13 protein-coding genes and 1 tRNA gene are annotated in these 19100 nt (G+C 41.9%); 4 read left to right on the top strand and 10 right to left on the bottom strand.

The features are described from left to right. The 4 genes from HMPREF1477_RS07110 to crcB form a co-directional block, all read right to left on the bottom strand. The coding region (locus tag HMPREF1477_RS07110; protein WP_016476377.1) for a filamentous hemagglutinin N-terminal domain-containing protein at window positions 1-545 on the bottom strand (545 nt) is incomplete at its 3' end. Between the two features lie 70 nt (window positions 546-615). Next, window positions 616-2313 (bottom strand): ShlB/FhaC/HecB family hemolysin secretion/activation protein, encoded by a 1698-nt coding sequence (locus HMPREF1477_RS07105; protein WP_016476376.1) that lies wholly within the window; start codon window positions 2311-2313, stop codon window positions 616-618. Window positions 2314-2627: 314 nt separating this feature from the next. Beyond that, window positions 2628-3602, bottom strand: a complete 975-nt coding sequence (locus tag HMPREF1477_RS07100; RefSeq protein ID WP_016476375.1) for a molybdopterin-binding protein — start codon at window positions 3600-3602, stop codon at window positions 2628-2630. Between the two features lie 99 nt (window positions 3603-3701). After that, window positions 3702-4079, bottom strand: a complete 378-nt coding sequence (gene crcB / locus HMPREF1477_RS07095; protein ID WP_016476374.1) for a fluoride efflux transporter CrcB — start codon at window positions 4077-4079, stop codon at window positions 3702-3704. 80 nt (window positions 4080-4159) lie between these two features. On the opposite strand from crcB, the gene HMPREF1477_RS07090 reads away from it, so the two are divergent. Beyond that, window positions 4160-4597 (top strand): helix-turn-helix transcriptional regulator, encoded by a 438-nt coding sequence (locus tag HMPREF1477_RS07090; protein WP_316706115.1) that lies wholly within the window; start codon window positions 4160-4162, stop codon window positions 4595-4597. Between the two features lie 229 nt (window positions 4598-4826). On the opposite strand, the gene HMPREF1477_RS07085 is transcribed toward HMPREF1477_RS07090, so the two are convergent. Next, on the bottom strand, window positions 4827-5549 hold the full coding sequence (locus HMPREF1477_RS07085) for a GntR family transcriptional regulator (protein ID WP_016476373.1): 723 nt from the start codon (window positions 5547-5549) through the stop codon (window positions 4827-4829). Between the two features lie 201 nt (window positions 5550-5750). Between HMPREF1477_RS07085 and HMPREF1477_RS07080 the strand changes: the two genes are divergently transcribed. Beyond that, entirely contained in the window at window positions 5751-6671 is a 921-nt protein-coding gene (locus HMPREF1477_RS07080) for a diacylglycerol kinase family protein (protein ID WP_016476372.1), read from the top strand. 75 nt (window positions 6672-6746) lie between these two features. Here the strand turns inward: HMPREF1477_RS07080 and addA are convergent, their stop codons facing one another. After that, on the bottom strand, window positions 6747-10568 hold the full coding sequence (addA, locus tag HMPREF1477_RS07075) for a helicase-exonuclease AddAB subunit AddA (RefSeq protein ID WP_016476371.1): 3822 nt from the start codon (window positions 10566-10568) through the stop codon (window positions 6747-6749). Next, a complete protein-coding gene (locus tag HMPREF1477_RS07070; RefSeq protein WP_016476370.1) occupies window positions 10558-14088 on the bottom strand; it encodes a PD-(D/E)XK nuclease family protein in 3531 nt (1176 codons plus the stop codon). Before HMPREF1477_RS07070 ends, addA begins: the two co-directional genes overlap by 11 nt. A 289-nt stretch (window positions 14089-14377) precedes the next feature. Between HMPREF1477_RS07070 and HMPREF1477_RS07065 the strand changes: the two genes are divergently transcribed. Further along, window positions 14378-15373, top strand: coding sequence for a hypothetical protein (locus tag HMPREF1477_RS07065; protein ID WP_016476369.1), 996 nt, complete (start codon window positions 14378-14380; stop codon window positions 15371-15373). 78 nt (window positions 15374-15451) lie between these two features. Here the strand turns inward: HMPREF1477_RS07065 and HMPREF1477_RS07060 are convergent, their stop codons facing one another. Then, window positions 15452-16000, bottom strand: a complete 549-nt coding sequence (locus HMPREF1477_RS07060; RefSeq protein WP_005381236.1) for a GDSL-type esterase/lipase family protein — start codon at window positions 15998-16000, stop codon at window positions 15452-15454. A 130-nt stretch (window positions 16001-16130) separates the two neighbouring features. Between HMPREF1477_RS07060 and HMPREF1477_RS07055 the strand changes: the two genes are divergently transcribed. After that, window positions 16131-17042: a hypothetical protein gene (locus HMPREF1477_RS07055; RefSeq protein WP_016476368.1), complete on the top strand. Its 912-nt coding sequence runs from the start codon at window positions 16131-16133 to the stop codon at window positions 17040-17042. A gap of 84 nt (window positions 17043-17126) precedes the next feature. Here HMPREF1477_RS07055 and HMPREF1477_RS07050 read toward each other — a convergent pair whose 3' ends face one another. Next, window positions 17127-18353 (bottom strand): MFS transporter, encoded by a 1227-nt coding sequence (locus HMPREF1477_RS07050; RefSeq protein ID WP_016476367.1) that lies wholly within the window; start codon window positions 18351-18353, stop codon window positions 17127-17129. A gap of 561 nt (window positions 18354-18914) precedes the next feature. Further along, window positions 18915-19003 (bottom strand) — tRNA-Ser (locus tag HMPREF1477_RS07045). Window positions 19004-19100 lie beyond the last annotated feature (97 nt).

Below are 19100 nucleotides of genomic sequence, written 5' to 3'. Positions count from 1 at the left end.
CCTACTGTGATACTACCTTGTTGTACTTGATAGCCTGTAATACTACCGTTATTGATAATGGGGTTCCCCGTTGTTAATGTAGCACTATTAGCATTGATAAAGGTTCCATTATTAACAGAAATCCCATTTGGATTTGCAATAATAACATGGGCCTTATTGCCGGCTACTTCAAGAGCACCATTCATAGAAGTAGAACTTGTACCCGTAACTTCATTTAAAATCGTATTAGCCGTAGGACCTACTAAATTAGGGTTCCCCATAATATAGCCTGCAAGCTCTGTATTTACAGGTCGATTCGCATTATTTAAAATAAGCCCCTTTTCGTCTACATTAAAAGCATTATATTGGTTATGTGATAACCCTTTATCATTAGGCGTATTGATATTGACTACAGTCATGCCATTACGAGCTTCTTCTATTTTTGGTCCTAATTTACCTTGATCTGGTACAACAGGATTAGCAAGGGCCATAGGAATCCATGGTGCAGAGTTAGTCGCTAATAACGCAGCAAAGATAGCCATTGCCGTATGTTTTCTAATATTCATATTACGTATCTCTCCTAAGTATATAAAACAATATGTATTATGTATCTATATCAATCTCTATGTACAACACTTAAAACTGATAACTCCCTCTAAACGCCCAAACACGGGTATCTGTGTTAAAGCCTTCTGGTTTCTTAATTGGCGTCCCTAGTGATACATCATAATTAACAGCTTCACCAACAGTGCCTCGTACACCAACGACACCACCAATCAAGGTGTTACCTAGTTGAGTTTCTGTAGATGGTCCCCATACATGACCAATATCTATTCCTATATAAGGTGTAATCTGTTGTTTTCTAAATGGTAATGACCATTCACTTTGTACATAGTACCCAGAATCACCTCGTAGTGTTTCTTCACCACTAAATCCACGTACCGAATACCGTCCGCCAATACTAAACTGGTCCGTAGTAAATAAGCGCTGATTCGTAAATTGACTTCTAAAGCGCATCGAGAATATACCTTGCTTATGACCGATTCGTACTCCCGTTTGAATCTGCCCTTCAACCCCAGCCATTTTATATAGTGTAGTTGGATTATCTGCCAAACCTTCCCAACTTCGTACCTTAGCACCTAATCCTTTAATGCCTTGACGATAAAATACATACGTATCACTCACTGTATTGCCTCTATATTGGCGATGAGATAACCCTAATTCTACCGATGTGGTATGTTGTTCTTGAACACCGATTTCTACATCATCCAGATAATTATGACGCGACTTATGATTAACCTTAGCAATAACTGATGTTTTCGAACGACTAGTCCTATTTAGAACCTGCTCTACTGATACCTCTGTACCTTGTGTGGTACCGGCCGAACGAAATGCATTTGGCATAAACACCAACTGATTATAGCTATACTTATACGTAGATAGTCTATACGTACGGTTGCCATCGGGAATCGCATAATTAACTGCATATTGCTTTGACCCATGGCCATCATCATGAGGGCTTATATCTTTAGTGAAATTAGCTGTTAACGTATCATTAAGACCCAGCAATTGACTAAACGATAAAAATACAGTACCTTGATACTCTCCTGTAGCTTTATATCCTGAATTATCTAAGATAAATGAGCCATGCACAAATCCTTTTTGTTCTACCGTAAGCTTAACAATAGAATGTAACGGCTTGGTACCTGGTTCAATCGTCATCTTTATATCTTGACCAGGTACGCTACGCATCTGATCAATTCCTTGTTCTAACGCTTGACGTCGTAATACATAGCCAGGTCGTACAGGGAATGCACTCCGCCAATTCGTCCGTGCATTTGGATTTGTAAGAACAATATCTTCAACATAACCCGGTAAAATCTCAAAAGTTAATGACCCTGAATGTAAATCTTGATTGGGTACAACCACTTGGCTTGTGACATATCCATCTGCTAATAATTGTTCTTGTAATTGCTTTTGAAGGAATGTAACCCCATCCGACCCGATTCGATTATGCTCATACGCCTCTAACCGGTTCTTATATTTACGAAATACAGGCTCTGATGATGTAATAACAATATGGTCTATAGGAAATGCAATCTCTTCCTTTGGTAATGCCTTCATAGGAGCACTGCTAAGACCAACATACGCTGATTCTGAACGCAACGAAGCGGCCCCAGTCATTGGTGCTTCTGCGCGTTGACGCAACGAAGCATCGGCTCGGGCCGCTTCTTGTTGTATAAAAGGGGTAGATACATCAGCTGCCATGCTAGGCAATGTACCAACTGTGGTCAGCAAGCCAATACAACTTGCTGCAATACGTACAACTCTCATAAATCCCTCTCCTTTCTATATGTAAATTATATATTAATCTTATTTTTTTGCAACAGAATATTAAATTTGTTTTTCATTTTTTTAAATATTTTCTCTATCTTAGACAACTTAACCATGCAAAAATCTTCTACGTTTTATAATTCTCACAAACACTATATATAATAAAATTAAGAAATCGTATAATAACACAAAGGGACTGTAGCGAAATACAGTTTTACCGCATTTCACTACAGTCCCTATTTTAGGTATATTTCTTATTTTATTTAGGTGTAAACACTACTATTACATAAATAAGATCTATCTTTAAATCTATCTTATCCCAAGAACCCCCCATGCCCCATACAGATACAATCTTCTTTTGTAATTTCATCATCTGCAATGAGCCGTGGTACGATTTCATCAAAGGCCGTTGGTTTGCTAAATAGAACACCGCCTGGTACGCCTAAAATTGGCGTGCCATCAGCACAGTATGCAATGCACACCATAGAGCCTGGCAGTACAGGTAATCCGTATGTCACTACGCGATCTGCGTAGCGTTTAATGGCCCCTGGTGTTAAATCATCTGGATCTACGCTCATGCCACCGGTACAGAATATAATATCTGCACCCGCTGTTTTCACCTTATCGATGGCTGCCACAATGTCGTCCGTGTTATCTGTTACGATTTCATGGGCGATTTTTTTGACCCCAAATGGCGCACAACGTTCTTCGATGATAGGTGTGAAAGCATCTTTAATGCGTCCTTCAAATACTTCAGAACCAGTTGTAACGATGCCCATTGTTTTGCGCACAAATGGCTTAATAGTTAAGATAGGTCCACCAATTTTTTGAGCTGCTGTTACTTGTTGTTCTTCTAGCAATAAAGGAATACAACGCATACCGGCGATTTTATCGCCCGCTTTCACAGGCGTATTATTCAATTTTGTAACGATGGTCAATTCGCCGATGCTATTGATAGCGTATAGTTTATCTACATCGACCTTGAGTAAGCCATCCACATCGGCAATGGCCTCAATTTTACCTTGTGCCATGGGACCATCATGCATATAGTTTCCCTTAGCAATAGCATACAAGGCGCGCGCCACATCTTCTTCATGGAGAAACCCTTCATCTTCTGGTTCCATCACATAAATATGTTCTTTACCAAGATCGAGTAATTTGGGCACATCTGCTTCTGTAATCACATGACCACGACGGAAGGGTGTATCTTTCACTTCGCCGATAACGATGCGTACAATATCGTGTACCAATGCATGTCCAACTGCATCTTGTACTTTTATTTCTTTCATAATCTAACCTTTCAATATATATTCTATTTCATGTATATCAAGCGTAATATATAGCAATACATTTACTATATCATATGAACGATAGCTGCTAATATGCATTTACGCACATACGAGTTTAGCAATCCACATACCGATGGCACAAAGGGCTAAACCGCCGAGAATTTGCACGGCCCCATAGAATAGAACATCTGTAACATCACCAGATGTTAAGAGCTGTAAAAGCTCAAAGGCAAATGTAGAAAATGTGGTAAAGGCACCCAGTCCACCAACGACTAAGAAGAACCGAACCCATTGAGGCCAGTCGGGTCTACAAAGATAGGCACCTAAGATGATACCGATGATTAAACACCCGATTAAATTAACCGTAATGGTACCAAAAGGATAAGGTCCTAGCCGCGCCATTACCCATTCACCTACCACTGTTCGCGCTAATGCACCAAGAGCACCGCCGCAGGCGATAGCTATATATTTTTCCATAATAGATCTCCATAAAATTAACGATTCGTGTAATTATCATATATACATAATAATTATCACATATTACGTATTAGTCAACAATGTATTTGCTAAGTATACTAAAAGCACAAGGTAGGGATCGGAAAGGAGGTCTTATGAAGGATCCTACACTTACAATGCCGGCCTACCGACGGAATCATTATCAAGACCCAAAATTTCAGCAACAGTATATGTGCTTGGGTCACAAAATCTCTACCCTGCGAACGTCGATGGGCATTTCACAACGACAATTGGCCGATGTCGTAGGCATTAGTCGCAGCTATTTGAGTAAATTAGAATGTGGATACGGAATATCAGGCGTATCCATCGAGGTAGTATTTAAAATTGCTTATTGCCTCAATGTTTCTACCAGTCAATTGCTACATCTTCGTACGCAAGACTATAAATCCTGTAATAGACATCTTTCAAAACATTATGAAAGAGTCGAATTTTTCCGACTAGCACACCAGCGCTTTTTAGAACTAAAAAAACGTCTCTAATCAATAGACCTCATATGAATAGAGACAAAATTAATTCTTTATTACACTCTCTTCTATTCAATTAAAACAACATTATATAACCTTTCAAAAATTAGATTAACAAGATAAAGTAATTCCTACTTAACACGTACAACATATATAAAAGATAACCCCCTTACAATATCTTATATATGACTTTGCAAAACAAAGGACCCTATCTAGGGTCCTTTTTGCTATGTCTATGTAGTTTTTATACTTCGTTCAAGTTCTTGTCTTGTAATTCCGCATTAGCCCGTTTAAAGATAAACGCATTATTGATATGCTTGCGCATCGCATTTTCTGCGGCCACTTCGTCGTGACGTTCAATGGCATCTACGATGTGATCATGTTCATCGTCACAATCGTGTGTGCGCATTGCATTGAAGGAACTCAAATACATATCGCGATTTACTCGTTCACGGAAATCGGCTAAGTAATCAACAACGCGATCATTACCCGAGAATTGAGCAATCATGCTGTGGAATCGGCTATTAACCTCTACGCGTGCCGTAGCGTCCTCAATAGCATGCATTTCCTTGCATAATTCCTTAAGCTCTGCCACTTGTTCTGGCGTAGCGTGACGAGCACACAAACGCGCCCCCAAACCTTCCATAACCTCGCGACATTGATATAGCGCCACGATTTCTTCTGGTGTATCCGCCTTAACAGTAACACCCTTCCACGGCACGATAACAACAAGGTTATCTTTTGCTAATTTTCTGAAAGCTTCGCGAACTGGCGTTGCACTGACTTTGAGCTGTTCTGCGATCTTAACTTCATTTAGTTTTTCTTGCGGTAATAGCTCCCCTGTTAAAATAGCCTGTTTCAAGGTCACATAAACTTGTTCACTTAAAGGCAATCGTTCAATTGAATCTACAGCGGAAAAATGATACACATCTTTTGGTTCTTTTGTACCCTTCACGTCTTTTGTCATATTTCTAGCCTTAGGTCCCCTCTAATGTTTACACGCTTTCATACTTTCAATGAACGCCTAAAATGAGTATAATAGAATGTAAGCATTTTTATATACGAACACATGTATATATAATAATTGTATACCCTATAATTATAAGTCCCGTACATATGACTGTCAATTTCAAGATAGTCACAGTTAAAAAGTGAGGAAGTTACCCCTATGAGTCGTTGTTTGGTTATCATTAACCCTGTATCTGGCGGCGGTGCAGCACGCCGATACGCCCTTGATTTACAGTGGAAATTGAGCACCCTTTTTGACACAATTGAAGTTAAATTTACCACCGGTGCCGACGATGCAACCCGTTTTGCAAAGGCCGCTTGTGAAGATGGTTTTGATGCCGTTTTCTGCATGGGTGGCGATGGTACCGTTAATGAAACGGTAAATGGTATTGCTCAAGGTGGTTTCAAAGCAACCTTTGGCTTTATTCCGGTAGGAACCGTCAACGATATGTCCCGTGCTCTCGGCATTCCACAACGACCATTAGAGGCAATTCGCCGCCTCGATATCAACCAAGTTCGCTCCATCGATATTGGTCGCTGCAATGATAAATACTTCTGCAATAATATTGCAGCTGGTGTCATTCCAAAGGTCATCGAAGAGGTAACGCCAAAGGAAAAACGCATCTTAGGTCCATTGGCCTACTTCTTACGCGCCGGTCAAGCCCTCTTTACTACAAAGGACTATACATACCGCATTCAAACGGAAGACGATGATTTCATCTGTAAATCACCTCTCGTACTAGCTCTACTTACCAATGTAGTTTCTAGTTTTGAACGCTTTATGCCAGAGGCCTCCGTAGACGATGGGTACATGCGCCTCGTAATTTTCAAAGAGTACTTTATCCTCGATATCTTCAAGGTTCTACCGCTTATCCTAAGTGGTGCTATCTATAACTCTAGTAATACAACGACATTGACGGTCAAAAAAGCTCATATCGAACTATTGAGCAATGTAGATAATTTACCAACCAATATGGATGGTGATGCAGGTCCTTATATGCCTGTAGACCTCGAAGTATTACCACGGGTCCTCAAGGTATTTGCACCGACAAAACATCAAAAGAAAAAACCACTTCTCTAAGCGAGACGAACCCCCTTTGCTGGCAAGCCAGTAAAGGGGGTTCGTATTATGCTAAGTCGATTGTCTTATATAGGCTTACAATAGAACCGCTTCATGTAAGCGGAAGCTATAAATATAACTTGCTTTCACAGGCATATTTGTCAATCGTTCTAGGGCCTCTTTGTAGAGGTCCATTTGTATTTTATAGCGACGAATGAGCTCATCGCCACTCTTAACGCGGTCCGTCTTATAGTCCACGAGGACCCATTGATCATCTTCTACAAAAACTGTATCGATAATCCCTTGTAAGAATAGACGCTCACCATTCTCTACATCAGGATATACCCGATTGCCGTCAAAGAGCATGCTAAACGGCAATTCTCGTTCCACTCGTTTTGATGCAATGAGACGCTGGCCAAGATCAGAGTTAAAGAATCCATATAAGCTACGATCACTTAATAGACTGCGTTCCTCATCACTAAATTTACCTTCTGCTTGCAATGAATCAAGCATATCTGTCATGGATTTTTGTGTATACTTTTTAACAGGTAGCCATTGCATCGCTTCATGCATCAATGTGCCCCATTGCGCACCCGTTACGACCTCATCAGCTGCTGCAATAGCCAGTGGTTTACGACCAAATACGGAATCGGCTAGCTCCGGTCCACTAATAGTAGGAATGCTTGTATCTAATATGGCATTCTCACCAGTCGTATCCTCAGTTATATCAAAGGATATTACTGGTTTCTGTTGCATTGATACATCTGTAGCCGATACAGCCTCCGCATCACGTTCGGCAAATCGTCGTTTCAATTCACTAACAGAAATCTTAGCCGTCGTCTTGGCCGCTACAAGATTTGGATAGGTGAAAGCAAAGCGCTGTACGATTTTCTCTGGCAATGCTACATCATTCACCTTACCTAATACGCGAACCGTATTGATGGTCGTTTCATCCACATCAGCCTTATAATCTAAATCTCCATAAAGAGAACCATCATGAATCTCTACCTTTACCTGACATTGACGGTCGAGCAAGTCAAAATTTGTTTCTCCTTCGAGTTCAATGATATTGCGAAGTGGTGTACCCCCATCTAGATGACGGGCGAAGGCGATGAGTAGCCAATGCAAATAGGAATTACCAGCTTTGATTAGATTGGCACCTAATGCTTGGGTCTGCGTCAAGGCCGCATGTTTTATATGAGCGCCAACGCCCTTTTCCTTTTTGATTTCCTTGTTAATATATCCGGTCAAGAATAGCTTATCCCGTGCCCGTGTCAATGCAACGTAAAGGATACGCTGTTCTTCGGCTTTCATAGCATCTGATTTGATGGATTTACAATAGAGCCACGGCATGGACGGATAGGATACGCGAATGTCTGGGTAATAGCCCTTTAATCCGATACCGCCATTTTTATCGACTAATAACGGAGAATTAAAGTCCATGGTATTGAATTTCTTTTGTACGCCAGACAGGAATACAACAGGAAATTCAAGGCCCTTACTTTTGTGGATGGTCATAAGGCGCACTACGTCATCTGCTTCGGTAACTACATTGGCAACGGCCATATCTTGATTGCTGTCGCGTAAGCTTTCAACAAAGCGAAGGAACCTAAAGAGCCCTCGGAATCCGGAGGATTCAAACCCTTTAGCCCGTTCATAGAGGGCCATCACATTGGCGCGACGCACGAGGCCATTCGGCATGGCGCCTACGTAGTTCACGTAGTCCAATGTTTCGTAAATATCCCACAATAGATCTGCTACACCATGACGGCGAGATAATGTGCGCCAACGCTCGATATGAGCGATGAATTGGAGCAAACGTTCATCTTGAGCCTGTTCTGCATAGAGAGGCATAACAGACCATAAAGAGCCGTCCCCGGTAAGGCGCAATGCACCGAGTTCATTCGCATCAAGCCCTACAAGTCCTGAATGCAATACGGCGGCCATCGGCAAATCCTGCTCAGGATTGTCGATGATTTGTAACAAGGATAAGAGCAATTGGATTTCTTGCGCTTCAAAATAGCCATCTCGTTCATTAACAACGGCTGGAATACCGGCTTGACGCATAGCTGCTACTGCCCGTGTACCCCACCCAGCGAGGGACCTACGCAATACGGCAAAGTCACGCCATTGAATTTGGCGGAACGAGCCATCCGCATTTTGCACCTGTTTCTTCGAGGCGTGTAATTCCTTGATTTTTTGGATGATGAAATCTAATTCCCGTTCATTGTTCTCCGGTTCATCGCCTGCGGTTTCGGAATCACCATCGGTCTCGTCGGAACGATTCGTATCGCTCGTATCCAAGAGATGTAATTCTACAGCGCCGCCCACCCAATCGAATGGCGCCTCTTCTACGATACGGCCCGGTATAAGCGATTCTTTTTCTCCATAATCAAGCTCCGCTGCCTCTTGGGTCATAATTTGGTAGAAAATAAAATTCGTAGTAGTCAAAATATTTTCATGAGACCGGAAATTCTTCGCCAAATCGATGCGGCGCTCTACGGCATCATTCATGAGCCCATACGTATTGTACTTGTTCATAAATAACGAACTATCTGCCATGCGAAAACTATAAATGGCTTGCTTCACATCGCCTACGTAAAAACGATTATCCACGCGGGAAATGAGGTTAATAATAGTTTCTTGTACACCATTCGTATCTTGGTATTCGTCTACCATGATTTCTTTGAACGTATCCTGTAACTCAAGGGCCACTTCGGATGGTTGTGGATCATCTTCTGTGCCTGGTTCCACAAGGAGTGCCAAGCAGAGATGTTCTAAATCGCTAAAGTCCATGATGCCTTGCTCTTTTTTAGCCTCGTCATAGGCTTTGTGAAAGGCGATAGTCAATTCTACAAGGTTATGAATGAGCGGATATTGGTCTTTAAATTGCTGTTGCAATACTGCTTCATCAATATGGAATAAACCGTTTTTCATGCCCTTTAAACTATCCTTGTTTTGAGAGCCTAGCGATTTAAATTCATCTGCTAATGCACCATCTACTTCGCCCTTTTCTAAGGCTTTGCCAAGGCTTGTAAAACTTGCTTTTGTAAAGGTATCTAAGTTACGGCATACGGCGACCATATCGGACCAGGTCTGCGCCCCTTTTAATTGGGCTAATGCGGCTAATTGTTCTTGGTACACCTTGTCCCATTTCTTAGGACCTACAGGGCTTTCAAGTAAAGGTTCCATCTGTTCGATGCGGTTTGCAATGCGGTCGATTTCGGCCTGTTGGTCGACCCACATAGCACGGCCCCATAAGGTATCTCGTAAATCCTGCTCTTGAGCGGCCTTATATGGTTCTACGGCATGGCGCATCCACCCGTCAGGATTCGATTGAGACATGGCAAATTCATAGAGACTGAGCACCTTATCTTGCAATCCTGCATCAGATTTATCATCACTAAAGAAATCAGATAGGTCAAAAATACCATACGTATTATGTTCATAAGCCTCTTTTAATAGGTTCTCTAACACCTCTTGTTTTAAGAGGGCCATTTCCGCTTCGTTGCCAATGCGGGCCGTCGGAGGTATATCGAGTTTATAAAAATAAGAGCGAATCACCCACTGACAGAAGGAGTGCAATGTCGAAATATGTGCCGATGGCAATAGATTAAGCTGTCGCTCTAGGCGCGCTTGTAACGCTTTATCATCGGTAGATTCCATGGCCTTAGCTAAGGCGACGCCAATACGAGCGCTCATTTCAGCAGCAGCGGCCTTCGTAAAGGTAACGACCATCAATTCTTGTACGGATAAAGGATTCTCCATATCTTTCAACCGCGTAATAATACGCTCTACAAGAACCGCCGTTTTACCAGAACCAGCAGCAGCGGCGACAAGCAAGGTTTGAGCCCCTAGATTACTATCCTTCGGGGACATGATGGCAGATTCCTGCTCCGGTGTCCATCTAACGCCCATTATCGTCACCTCCTGTCATAGAGCTATCGGTATTAGAACTTTCACAAAAATCAGCGTTAGCCTCAGTCTGTCCAGATGAACCATTGAGAGCATCGCGCATTTTTTCAAGAGCGTTCGCCTCATTCAGAGCGCTCAAATAATTGTATTGATTACGCTCATTATCAAAGCGACACACGGTCTTGTAATCGCAGTAGGAACAAGGAATGGCCTTATTCAACTGGTACGGTGCGATTGGGAATTTTCCCTTGCCGATGGCAGACCCAGTATCCGCCATAATCGATTCGGTATAGCGGCACATGATATCAAAGTCACCGGAGGATTTAACGATTTTCATATCCCCAGAATGGATGGCTCCCTTTCCTGTAATGCGAACGGGCACATAAGGGCCTTTGCTCTTATAGGTGCGCAATTTTTCATCCATTTTTTCCAGCATGTCGATATCATCTGTAAAATACCCTTTATTATTAAGAGCCCCATTTGTATCCGCCAATGCTTTGGCCTCTTCATAGGACACAGGCTCACCCGCTGGCGTTCGTGGATTTTTTACATATGTATACACCACAGCGGCCGGTGTCATCGGTTGATCATGATGCTTTTTATAGGCCGATTCTAAGGCCAATAGATAGGTCATCAATTGTAATTTTAAACCGTAATAGATTTCTTGTGCATTAACCGATGTACTACCCGATTTATAGTCGATAACCATGCCATACGTATGACCATCGCGTTTATATTCATCGATACGGTCAATTTGCCCTACTAAGCGTAAATAACGGTCATCTCCAAGGGATACCTTAATAGAGTCCCATCCATTGGGACGTCCAAAATCCTGTTCTAAATACATCGTATCAAAGGAGGACCGGCTAGACCAATCAACAAGGCGCGATACCGTTTTCTGTAATGTTCTCACAACGCGCTCTTCAATAGCCTTATCATAGGCGGTCTTTTCATCCTCATCATAACGGTTTTCTTCTAATATATCCGCTGCTACACGAGCACATAATTCTTGTTGCGCCGTTTCGTCTAAATCACGCCATTGCTTATGCTCGGATAATAGTTGCGTTCCTAACCGCTCCAAATTGGCATGTAAAAAGGTACCAATTTCAGGGGCCCCAAAAGAACGAACCTTACGAGGCTCTAATTTCAAGCCATATTGAGCATAGAATTTAAACGGACATTGACGATATTTTTCAAGGCGCGTTACCGACCCAGACATATAGCCCCGTTTGAGGAACAAACCAGTTACTAACTCCGGCACAATAACAGGTACATCATTATTGTCGCGAATACCACGGCTCACGTCCTCTAAGCGTTGTCTGTAGGCCCCATCATGGCGAGCCCAGTTATAGAGGCCCCACCATAGTGGTGACACAGATACACCGCTAAACAAAGCGCCCCAACGTTCAGATAATAGGGATAGACTTTGGTATGGACGCCATAAGTATTCATCTTCTGTACCGTCTTGAATGGTGAAAGGAACCTCTATAGGGGACGTACAGAAACCGAGGGATTGTAATCGTTTAATAACGAGGGAACTTTCAAGTCCTTCCCCTTCATCATTGGAACCTGCATAGGATATGGTTAAATGCTGCTCGGCTCGCGTCATCGCTAAATAAAGAAGGAAATTTTCATTAAACGCTTTCGGCAAGGCGCCTTCCGCAAGAACGATGCCCGCCTCAGCCAATGCTTCCCGTTCTCTATCCTTGATCAAACCTTCATCACCCATGTTTTGTGGGAATACACCTTGATTAAGCCCCATCACATAGACCCGTGGCCATGATTGGCTATACGCCCGTTCTATAGTGGTAATCGCTACGTGATCGAGGGACGGAGGAATCATGGAGTAATGAACATTATCGAGAGCCTCTTCTAAGAGGGCTATCATTTCATCAAGTGTCAATGTTTCCGTATCGGTGAGGACCATCATTTCATCGAGGAATCTGATGACCGCATTGTACATTTGCTCGTGACTGGCCTTGGATTCTAAATCGCCATCGCGCTCAGCCTCTAGTGACCATTCATAGAGGCGTTGAGGCACTTGTAATTCCTCTAAAACTGTATAGATGTGTTTACACCATTCCGCCCCCGTATGCGCGTCACTAGACGTGGCAAAATCAAACCAAGGTATCAAAATATCCATGATGGCCTGTCTCGATGCATTCACGCGCGTATGTCTCGGTGCGTCCGGTTGTTCTTCGTCTGAAAGCCCCGCTACGCGGCGCATATAGGACCAATTATTCCGTTCCCACTGTAGATGATCGATACCAAATTCGAGTACATAGTTTTCTAATTCATCCACCGCCTCGCGAGTAAGAGGTGTCAAATCCGTTTTCAATAGACGGAACATGATGTCACGACTATAGCTATGCTTAACGATGCCGAGCAAATCCGTCATCAATTCCCCGAGCGGATGATTGTTCATAGGCCGTTGGCGGTCTCCAAAGTGGGGTATCCCATAACGGGTAAATACCTTTTCCAACGTATCCCCATAGGTTTCGGATTCACGAAGCATAATACACACATCGCGGTAGCGTGCATTAGGATTGCTTTCAATATAGGAAAGGATATCACGGGCCACCCAATCCGCCTCGCGTTCTCGATTATAAGCGCTTACAAGCGGTATATGTTCATCCGTGGTATTGTGTTTACCATGAAAGAAGTTTTCTTCTAAGGATTGCAATACAGGCGTTCCTCTATGCCCTGTAAAGGACTGAAAGGACAATTTCGTTCCATATTCCTTATAGAGATTTTCCAAGATTTCAACGGAACGATTAAAGATGCCATGATGTCCCTTATTGGATAATATTCGTTTAGGATCAGCCGGTAAATCGACGGTAATTACCGATTCTACAGCAAGGTCAAAGAGCATATATAACAGCTCAAAATGAACCGGTGTAAACCAGTGGAATCCATCAACAAAGACATGGCAGTTTTCCATCAATGGAGACTGTGGCAATGCATGAACAAGGTCCATAATAGGGTCCCCATCAATTTGTCCATGAAGCTGTAGTTCCTCTTCATAGGCCGACATGCATAGTGCCAATTCCCGTAATTTTTTCTGTAATACACCATTCGATACGCGCTGTGCACCAGATTCTAATTCATCAGGTCCAATGCGAAATGAGCGAAACTCGGAAAATAATCCTTGCAAGACCGATGAAAACTCTGGCCGTTTAGCGGCTTGCGATAACAGTCCTAATTCAGCCCCTTTTCGTTTCATCACAAGGCTTAATAACATGGTTCTACCCAATTGAGATATGCTCTGTTGCTGCGCCTTTACATTGCCTATCGATTGATATACCTGATAGGCCAATCGGCCAAAGCCAACGACGCGGACCGTCGTAAAGCCTCCGTGAGGCATAAATTCCGCAAGTTCCCGTTCTACACGATAGGTGGCTGGCTCTGGAACTAGCAAAATAATAGGGTCACCTGGACATTCGGTGATAACCTGCCGAATGCGTTCATATACGGCACGGGTCTTACCGGAACCAGCGCGACCATAATACATGGTAATACTCATACTACCTCCCACAACGATGCTTATATTTAGTAATTCTGCTTATATTTCATCATCCCTAAAATAAAATATATAGCACGGATACTTTATACGATATATAAATATATATACTATTGTACACCATGGAATATCAAAATTGTATTTGACAAATTCTCATTTTTACCTTATTCTGTTTACAAAAATTAAAAAAGTTAAATTTGTTTATATTTTGTTTACATATCGACACTTATCATGTATAATGAAACCTAGATGAAGTGTTATTTGTAAAAATGTGAGATTAGGAGTCTTTATTATGAATACAAAACGAATTGCAACTGCTTTTGCCGTATTGGCAGTAACAACAGTATCTTTCTCTGCTTTTGCAGCATCTATGGATGCTAATGCACGCGCTTATGAACGCGCTGCAGCAGAACAAGCTCAATATCAATACACACCTGCAAACAGTGCACCTGTTGCACAAGCAAGTTATGTGGCAATGCCTCCACGTCCTAACTATACACCATTACCAGCTGTACCATATACAGCAGGCGATATGAGCCAACAAATGCCTGTTTCTAAAGACTTAGGCGATCCAATCTTTGTGGCTCCACAAACAACAGCTGTAGGCATGCAAATCATGGATCCAATTCCAAGCCCTAACGCACCTCTACAACAACCTGTAGATGCTCCAGCTACACTTACTTTCAGCAAAAGCGGTAGCGGTTATGTATCCACATACAGAAATAACCAATTGAACGCATTTGATGTATTGTTAAATGGTCGTTCTTATACATTCGATTTACCAGCTTATACAAATGGTTACCAAGTAAAAACTGCAAGTTCTTACAACCGTGCTGGTAATGGCATCGCTAATGTATTTACAACAAATGTTATTACAGAAGCCATCGTAAACAACACATCCTTACGCGTTACTGTTAACATGACACAACCTACATCCGTAGCTGCATCCAAATTACGCGCTATGCAACAATCTGGCCAAGTAACATTGGGCGAAGTTTCCACATTGTTCGCTTATAATGAAAGCTATGATGGCGTAAAACAAGCGGCTAACTACGATGTATACAACAATAATGGTCGTTTCATCGTTGTAAAATCCGGCGCGGTAACAGTACCAAATGGTGCACAACATCCATATGCAACAGCTATGTTCGCCATCACTGATGATACGGTAGCAGCTGTAACTGTTTCCGGTAACAGTGGTGAAACTTATGAACTTGTGAAAGGCACAGCTTACGCTATCGCAGCTTCTGCACACGCTGCAGCTGACAAAACATCTAAACAAAAATAATAGACCTCAGTGTACGACGTATGTCGAGCACTACATATAACGAAAAGAGCACATCCTACAGGAACGTGCTCTTTTCTACTATAATCGTGTAAATGTTTCCAATGCCTTATAGGCCATCAAGCGATAGCCTCGCTCATTTGGATGAACCTCTCCGGCAAATACAATTTGTCCTATTTGATCGGCTTCATGAAGAACGGTGTAAAAATCGATAGTTTGTAAACCATGTTCTAAGGCATAGTCTTGTAAACGACGGTTTACGTCCACTACCACATGATTAAGTCCATCCATTTCACTATCGATTTGCGTTTCAAGGCCCATAATAACATGCCCCTTTTCACCGGCTATGGTAGCGGCTTTAATGAGCTTGTTATATACGTAGTCGCTATCGCGATTTTGCAAAATATCATTTGTACCGCACATAATGCATATATATCGATCCTCCTCATAGGACTTGTCGATACACCAGGATTCTAAATAATTGATTAAACCTTGCACAGATAGTCCATCGATGCCGTGATTTTCCATATGATATGCGGGTAGTGCGGCACTACATAGTTCAACCCAGCCGAGACCTTCTCTCACATCATATCCACGGGTGATGCTATCTCCAAAACATATTATATTCATAAATTCCTCCCTGTACATTAATTCATCTACATTGTAAAATATATATGTATAAAGTACAATATGTTACTCATTTTCATGTATTCTTAAGTACACCATGGTACACTTTTTTCACATGGAGAGGAGAATTATAATGAAATATTTATTAGCTCTCGTGGGAACCCTATTGTGTACCTCGCAATCGGGATTTGCCATATCACAATATGAAATAGAGCAAAAGCCCACTCAATATCAGCTAGCGTATTCTAGCGATACCGAGCATATGTATGTCGACCTTAGCTCAATTCATACAAAACAGACGGCTTCTAATTATAAAACGGTACAAGCTCGACTATTGAGCTTATACACTAAAAATAACGTAATTGCAGACTATGATACAAACTTCACATTTTATAGACAACAACCTAATGCAACGGTAACGATGACTGCGTGGAAAATATCGAAACCAACATTCTATGCGGAAAATGGGTATCCTATCGATACATTACCGCAACAACGGTTAGCAAAGGATTATGGACAACATGTGGCGGCGCCAAATAGCCCATCACAACGCATTGGGGAATTTATCTATAATACGTCTAAAGAGATGGAAAAGATTACCTATACATATGATAATCCATATATTCCACCTCAAGTATTCCCTCCTGTAGTCGATCAACAGACACGGACTGTATTATTTGGTCTCATGCCTCCTACAGATGCTGTTATTTCTACGCCAATGGATCGTGTTATACCAGCACCTCCAGCACCTCCAACTAATATGCAGCCAAGCTTGCAACCAGGTCATGTAGGCGGACCTAACTCAGATAGCTTAGGTGATCGTGGGCGCTTCTCACCAAATTTAAATGCACTTCAAACGGGTAAATTCCAACCATCTAATCCAAATATTGCTCTTCCAGATCGACAAGGACCTCCTGGCCCTCAAGGTTTTAGAGATACCAAGAATCGTGATAGTCATCGCAACGATGGTAATCGTGACAGCGGCGGTCGTAATGGCGATGGTCGCGGAGATGGTGGCCATGGCGGTGATCAAGGTCCTCATTAATTATTATTTACAAAAACATTTAGAAATACGAAAACCCTCATCATTATCGATGAGGGTTTGTTTTATGGCTTTCACAAGGGAAATTTATTTTTTTAGTCTTACAAAGAACAAGGCAACGGCACCGATAACTGGTGCAATAGCAAGGGTCATCAATGCAGATTTATAGCTACCAGTTGCAGTTAGCATACTACCTAAAATCATAGGCGCCAACATAACGCCGATTTGATTGAATAAGTTTACAAAGCCTGCCGTAGTACCTCGCAAGTGAGGTTCTGCTGATTGTACAACGAGAGCATTCGTCAACGCACTGTGCATGAATGCGCCAATACCAAGAATTGGACCTGTAATAAAGAGCATATCTGGGTTTGTGGTGCTCGCAAAGAGTATTAAGGCCGGTCCAAATAAGAACATAACGAGTGCTGTTAAATGATTTTTCTTAATCGGCAAAATATCGGATAAAATACCGATGGTTGGCTTTGCAATAAGTGCAGCCAAGCCAAAAGCGGACATAACATGACCTGCATAGATGGCGTTAACACCTAGTTGTTTTACCATGTACAAGTTTGACCATTGAGCCACCGCCCATGTAGCACCGGTAGCGAAAAAGCCAGCAAACGCAAGGCAACGAATATTGCGATTTTTTAACACGTGAATCAAGTTTTCCTTTATGGATGGCTTGTTCCCTACAGGAACTGCTTCGACATGAGCCTCCGCTTCACGTTGAGCTAGGATTTCAGCACTTGGCTTACGAACTGTAAAGTAGCTAAGTATAAAGATAAGAACTGGCAACATAGCAGTTAAGAGGAATGCATTTTGCCAACCATAATTCGTTGCTACATAAGGGGCATATAAATTTACAGTCGCCACCCCAAGCGATGTACAAGACATGAAAATACCAACGGCTGCACCACGTTGATTAGGACCAAAGTAATCCCCAATGGCACTCAAGCAAGAAGCCTGTACAGGACCGGATACGATACCTAATAAGAAACGCAACACCCATCCATAGGTATAATTATCAATGGTACTCATCAATGCAGTGATGACTGCCATGGCGAGTAAACTAACCAATATAGTATAGCGATAACCGATTCTATCCGCTAAGATACCACCTGGTAATACCATGATGGCATAGCCCATGTAAAAGGCAGACAAATAGGACGTCCCCATTTGCGGTGTAAAATTCAATGCGTCATTGACAATCGGCATCAATGATGCCCAGGATAAACGCATAACAAAGCTAATCAAAAACGTTAGCCAAACGCTGACGAGAATTAAAATCTGAGTTCGTGAGAAACCAATTCTACTCATACGAGCTCCTTTCTATAGAAAAATAACATATAGAGCTATCATACTATAAATAGAAAGAGTTTTTCAAACATAATGAGTGAATATCTAATACTTTACAAAATTAAGTATCCGATGTACTATAATAATTGACTAAGGAAATGAATAACTAACATTGCTTAACGCAAAAGAAAAAAGACGGTACTGCGAATACCGTCTTTTTTATATGTGCTAGTTACTTGCTGAAGTATCTATCTAGCCACTTGCAAATGTAGTGACAAGTTACACCTGCTATGATAGATACAATTAAGGATATGAATAACTCTAACACAGCCTAACCCCCTTTCTGTTACCAGTCTAGGGAAGTAACACTCATAGTATAGCACAGAAAGAAATTACATCAATGCTACATTACTGTTACATCAAAACATACCGTATTAAGTGGTTAAGAAAAGTTAATGTTATCTATTAATAAAGCATACAAAAAAGCAGTACTACTAACGTTAAGGCACAGAGTGGCAATAGCCAAGCGGCCAATCATACGTCTAGTAGTACTGCTTTTGATACTATAAGTATAAAATTGAATGGCGGAGAGGGTGGGATTCGAACCCACGGCCCCTTGCGGAGTCACTGGTTTTCAAGACCAGCTCCTTAAACCACTCGGACACCTCTCCATAATGGTATATTATAGCAGATTTGTATTGAAGTGTGCAACAATTGAATAGAGGTAACCTCAGATATCTCTCATGTAGAACTACTTATATTAGAGAC

Source organism: Veillonella sp. HPA0037 (assembly GCF_000411535.1).
GTDB classification, from domain to species: Bacteria; Bacillota; Negativicutes; order Veillonellales; family Veillonellaceae; genus Veillonella; species Veillonella atypica.
The sequence above is the reverse complement of the archived record's forward strand: the minus strand, read 5'-3'. Positions and strand labels throughout refer to the sequence as shown.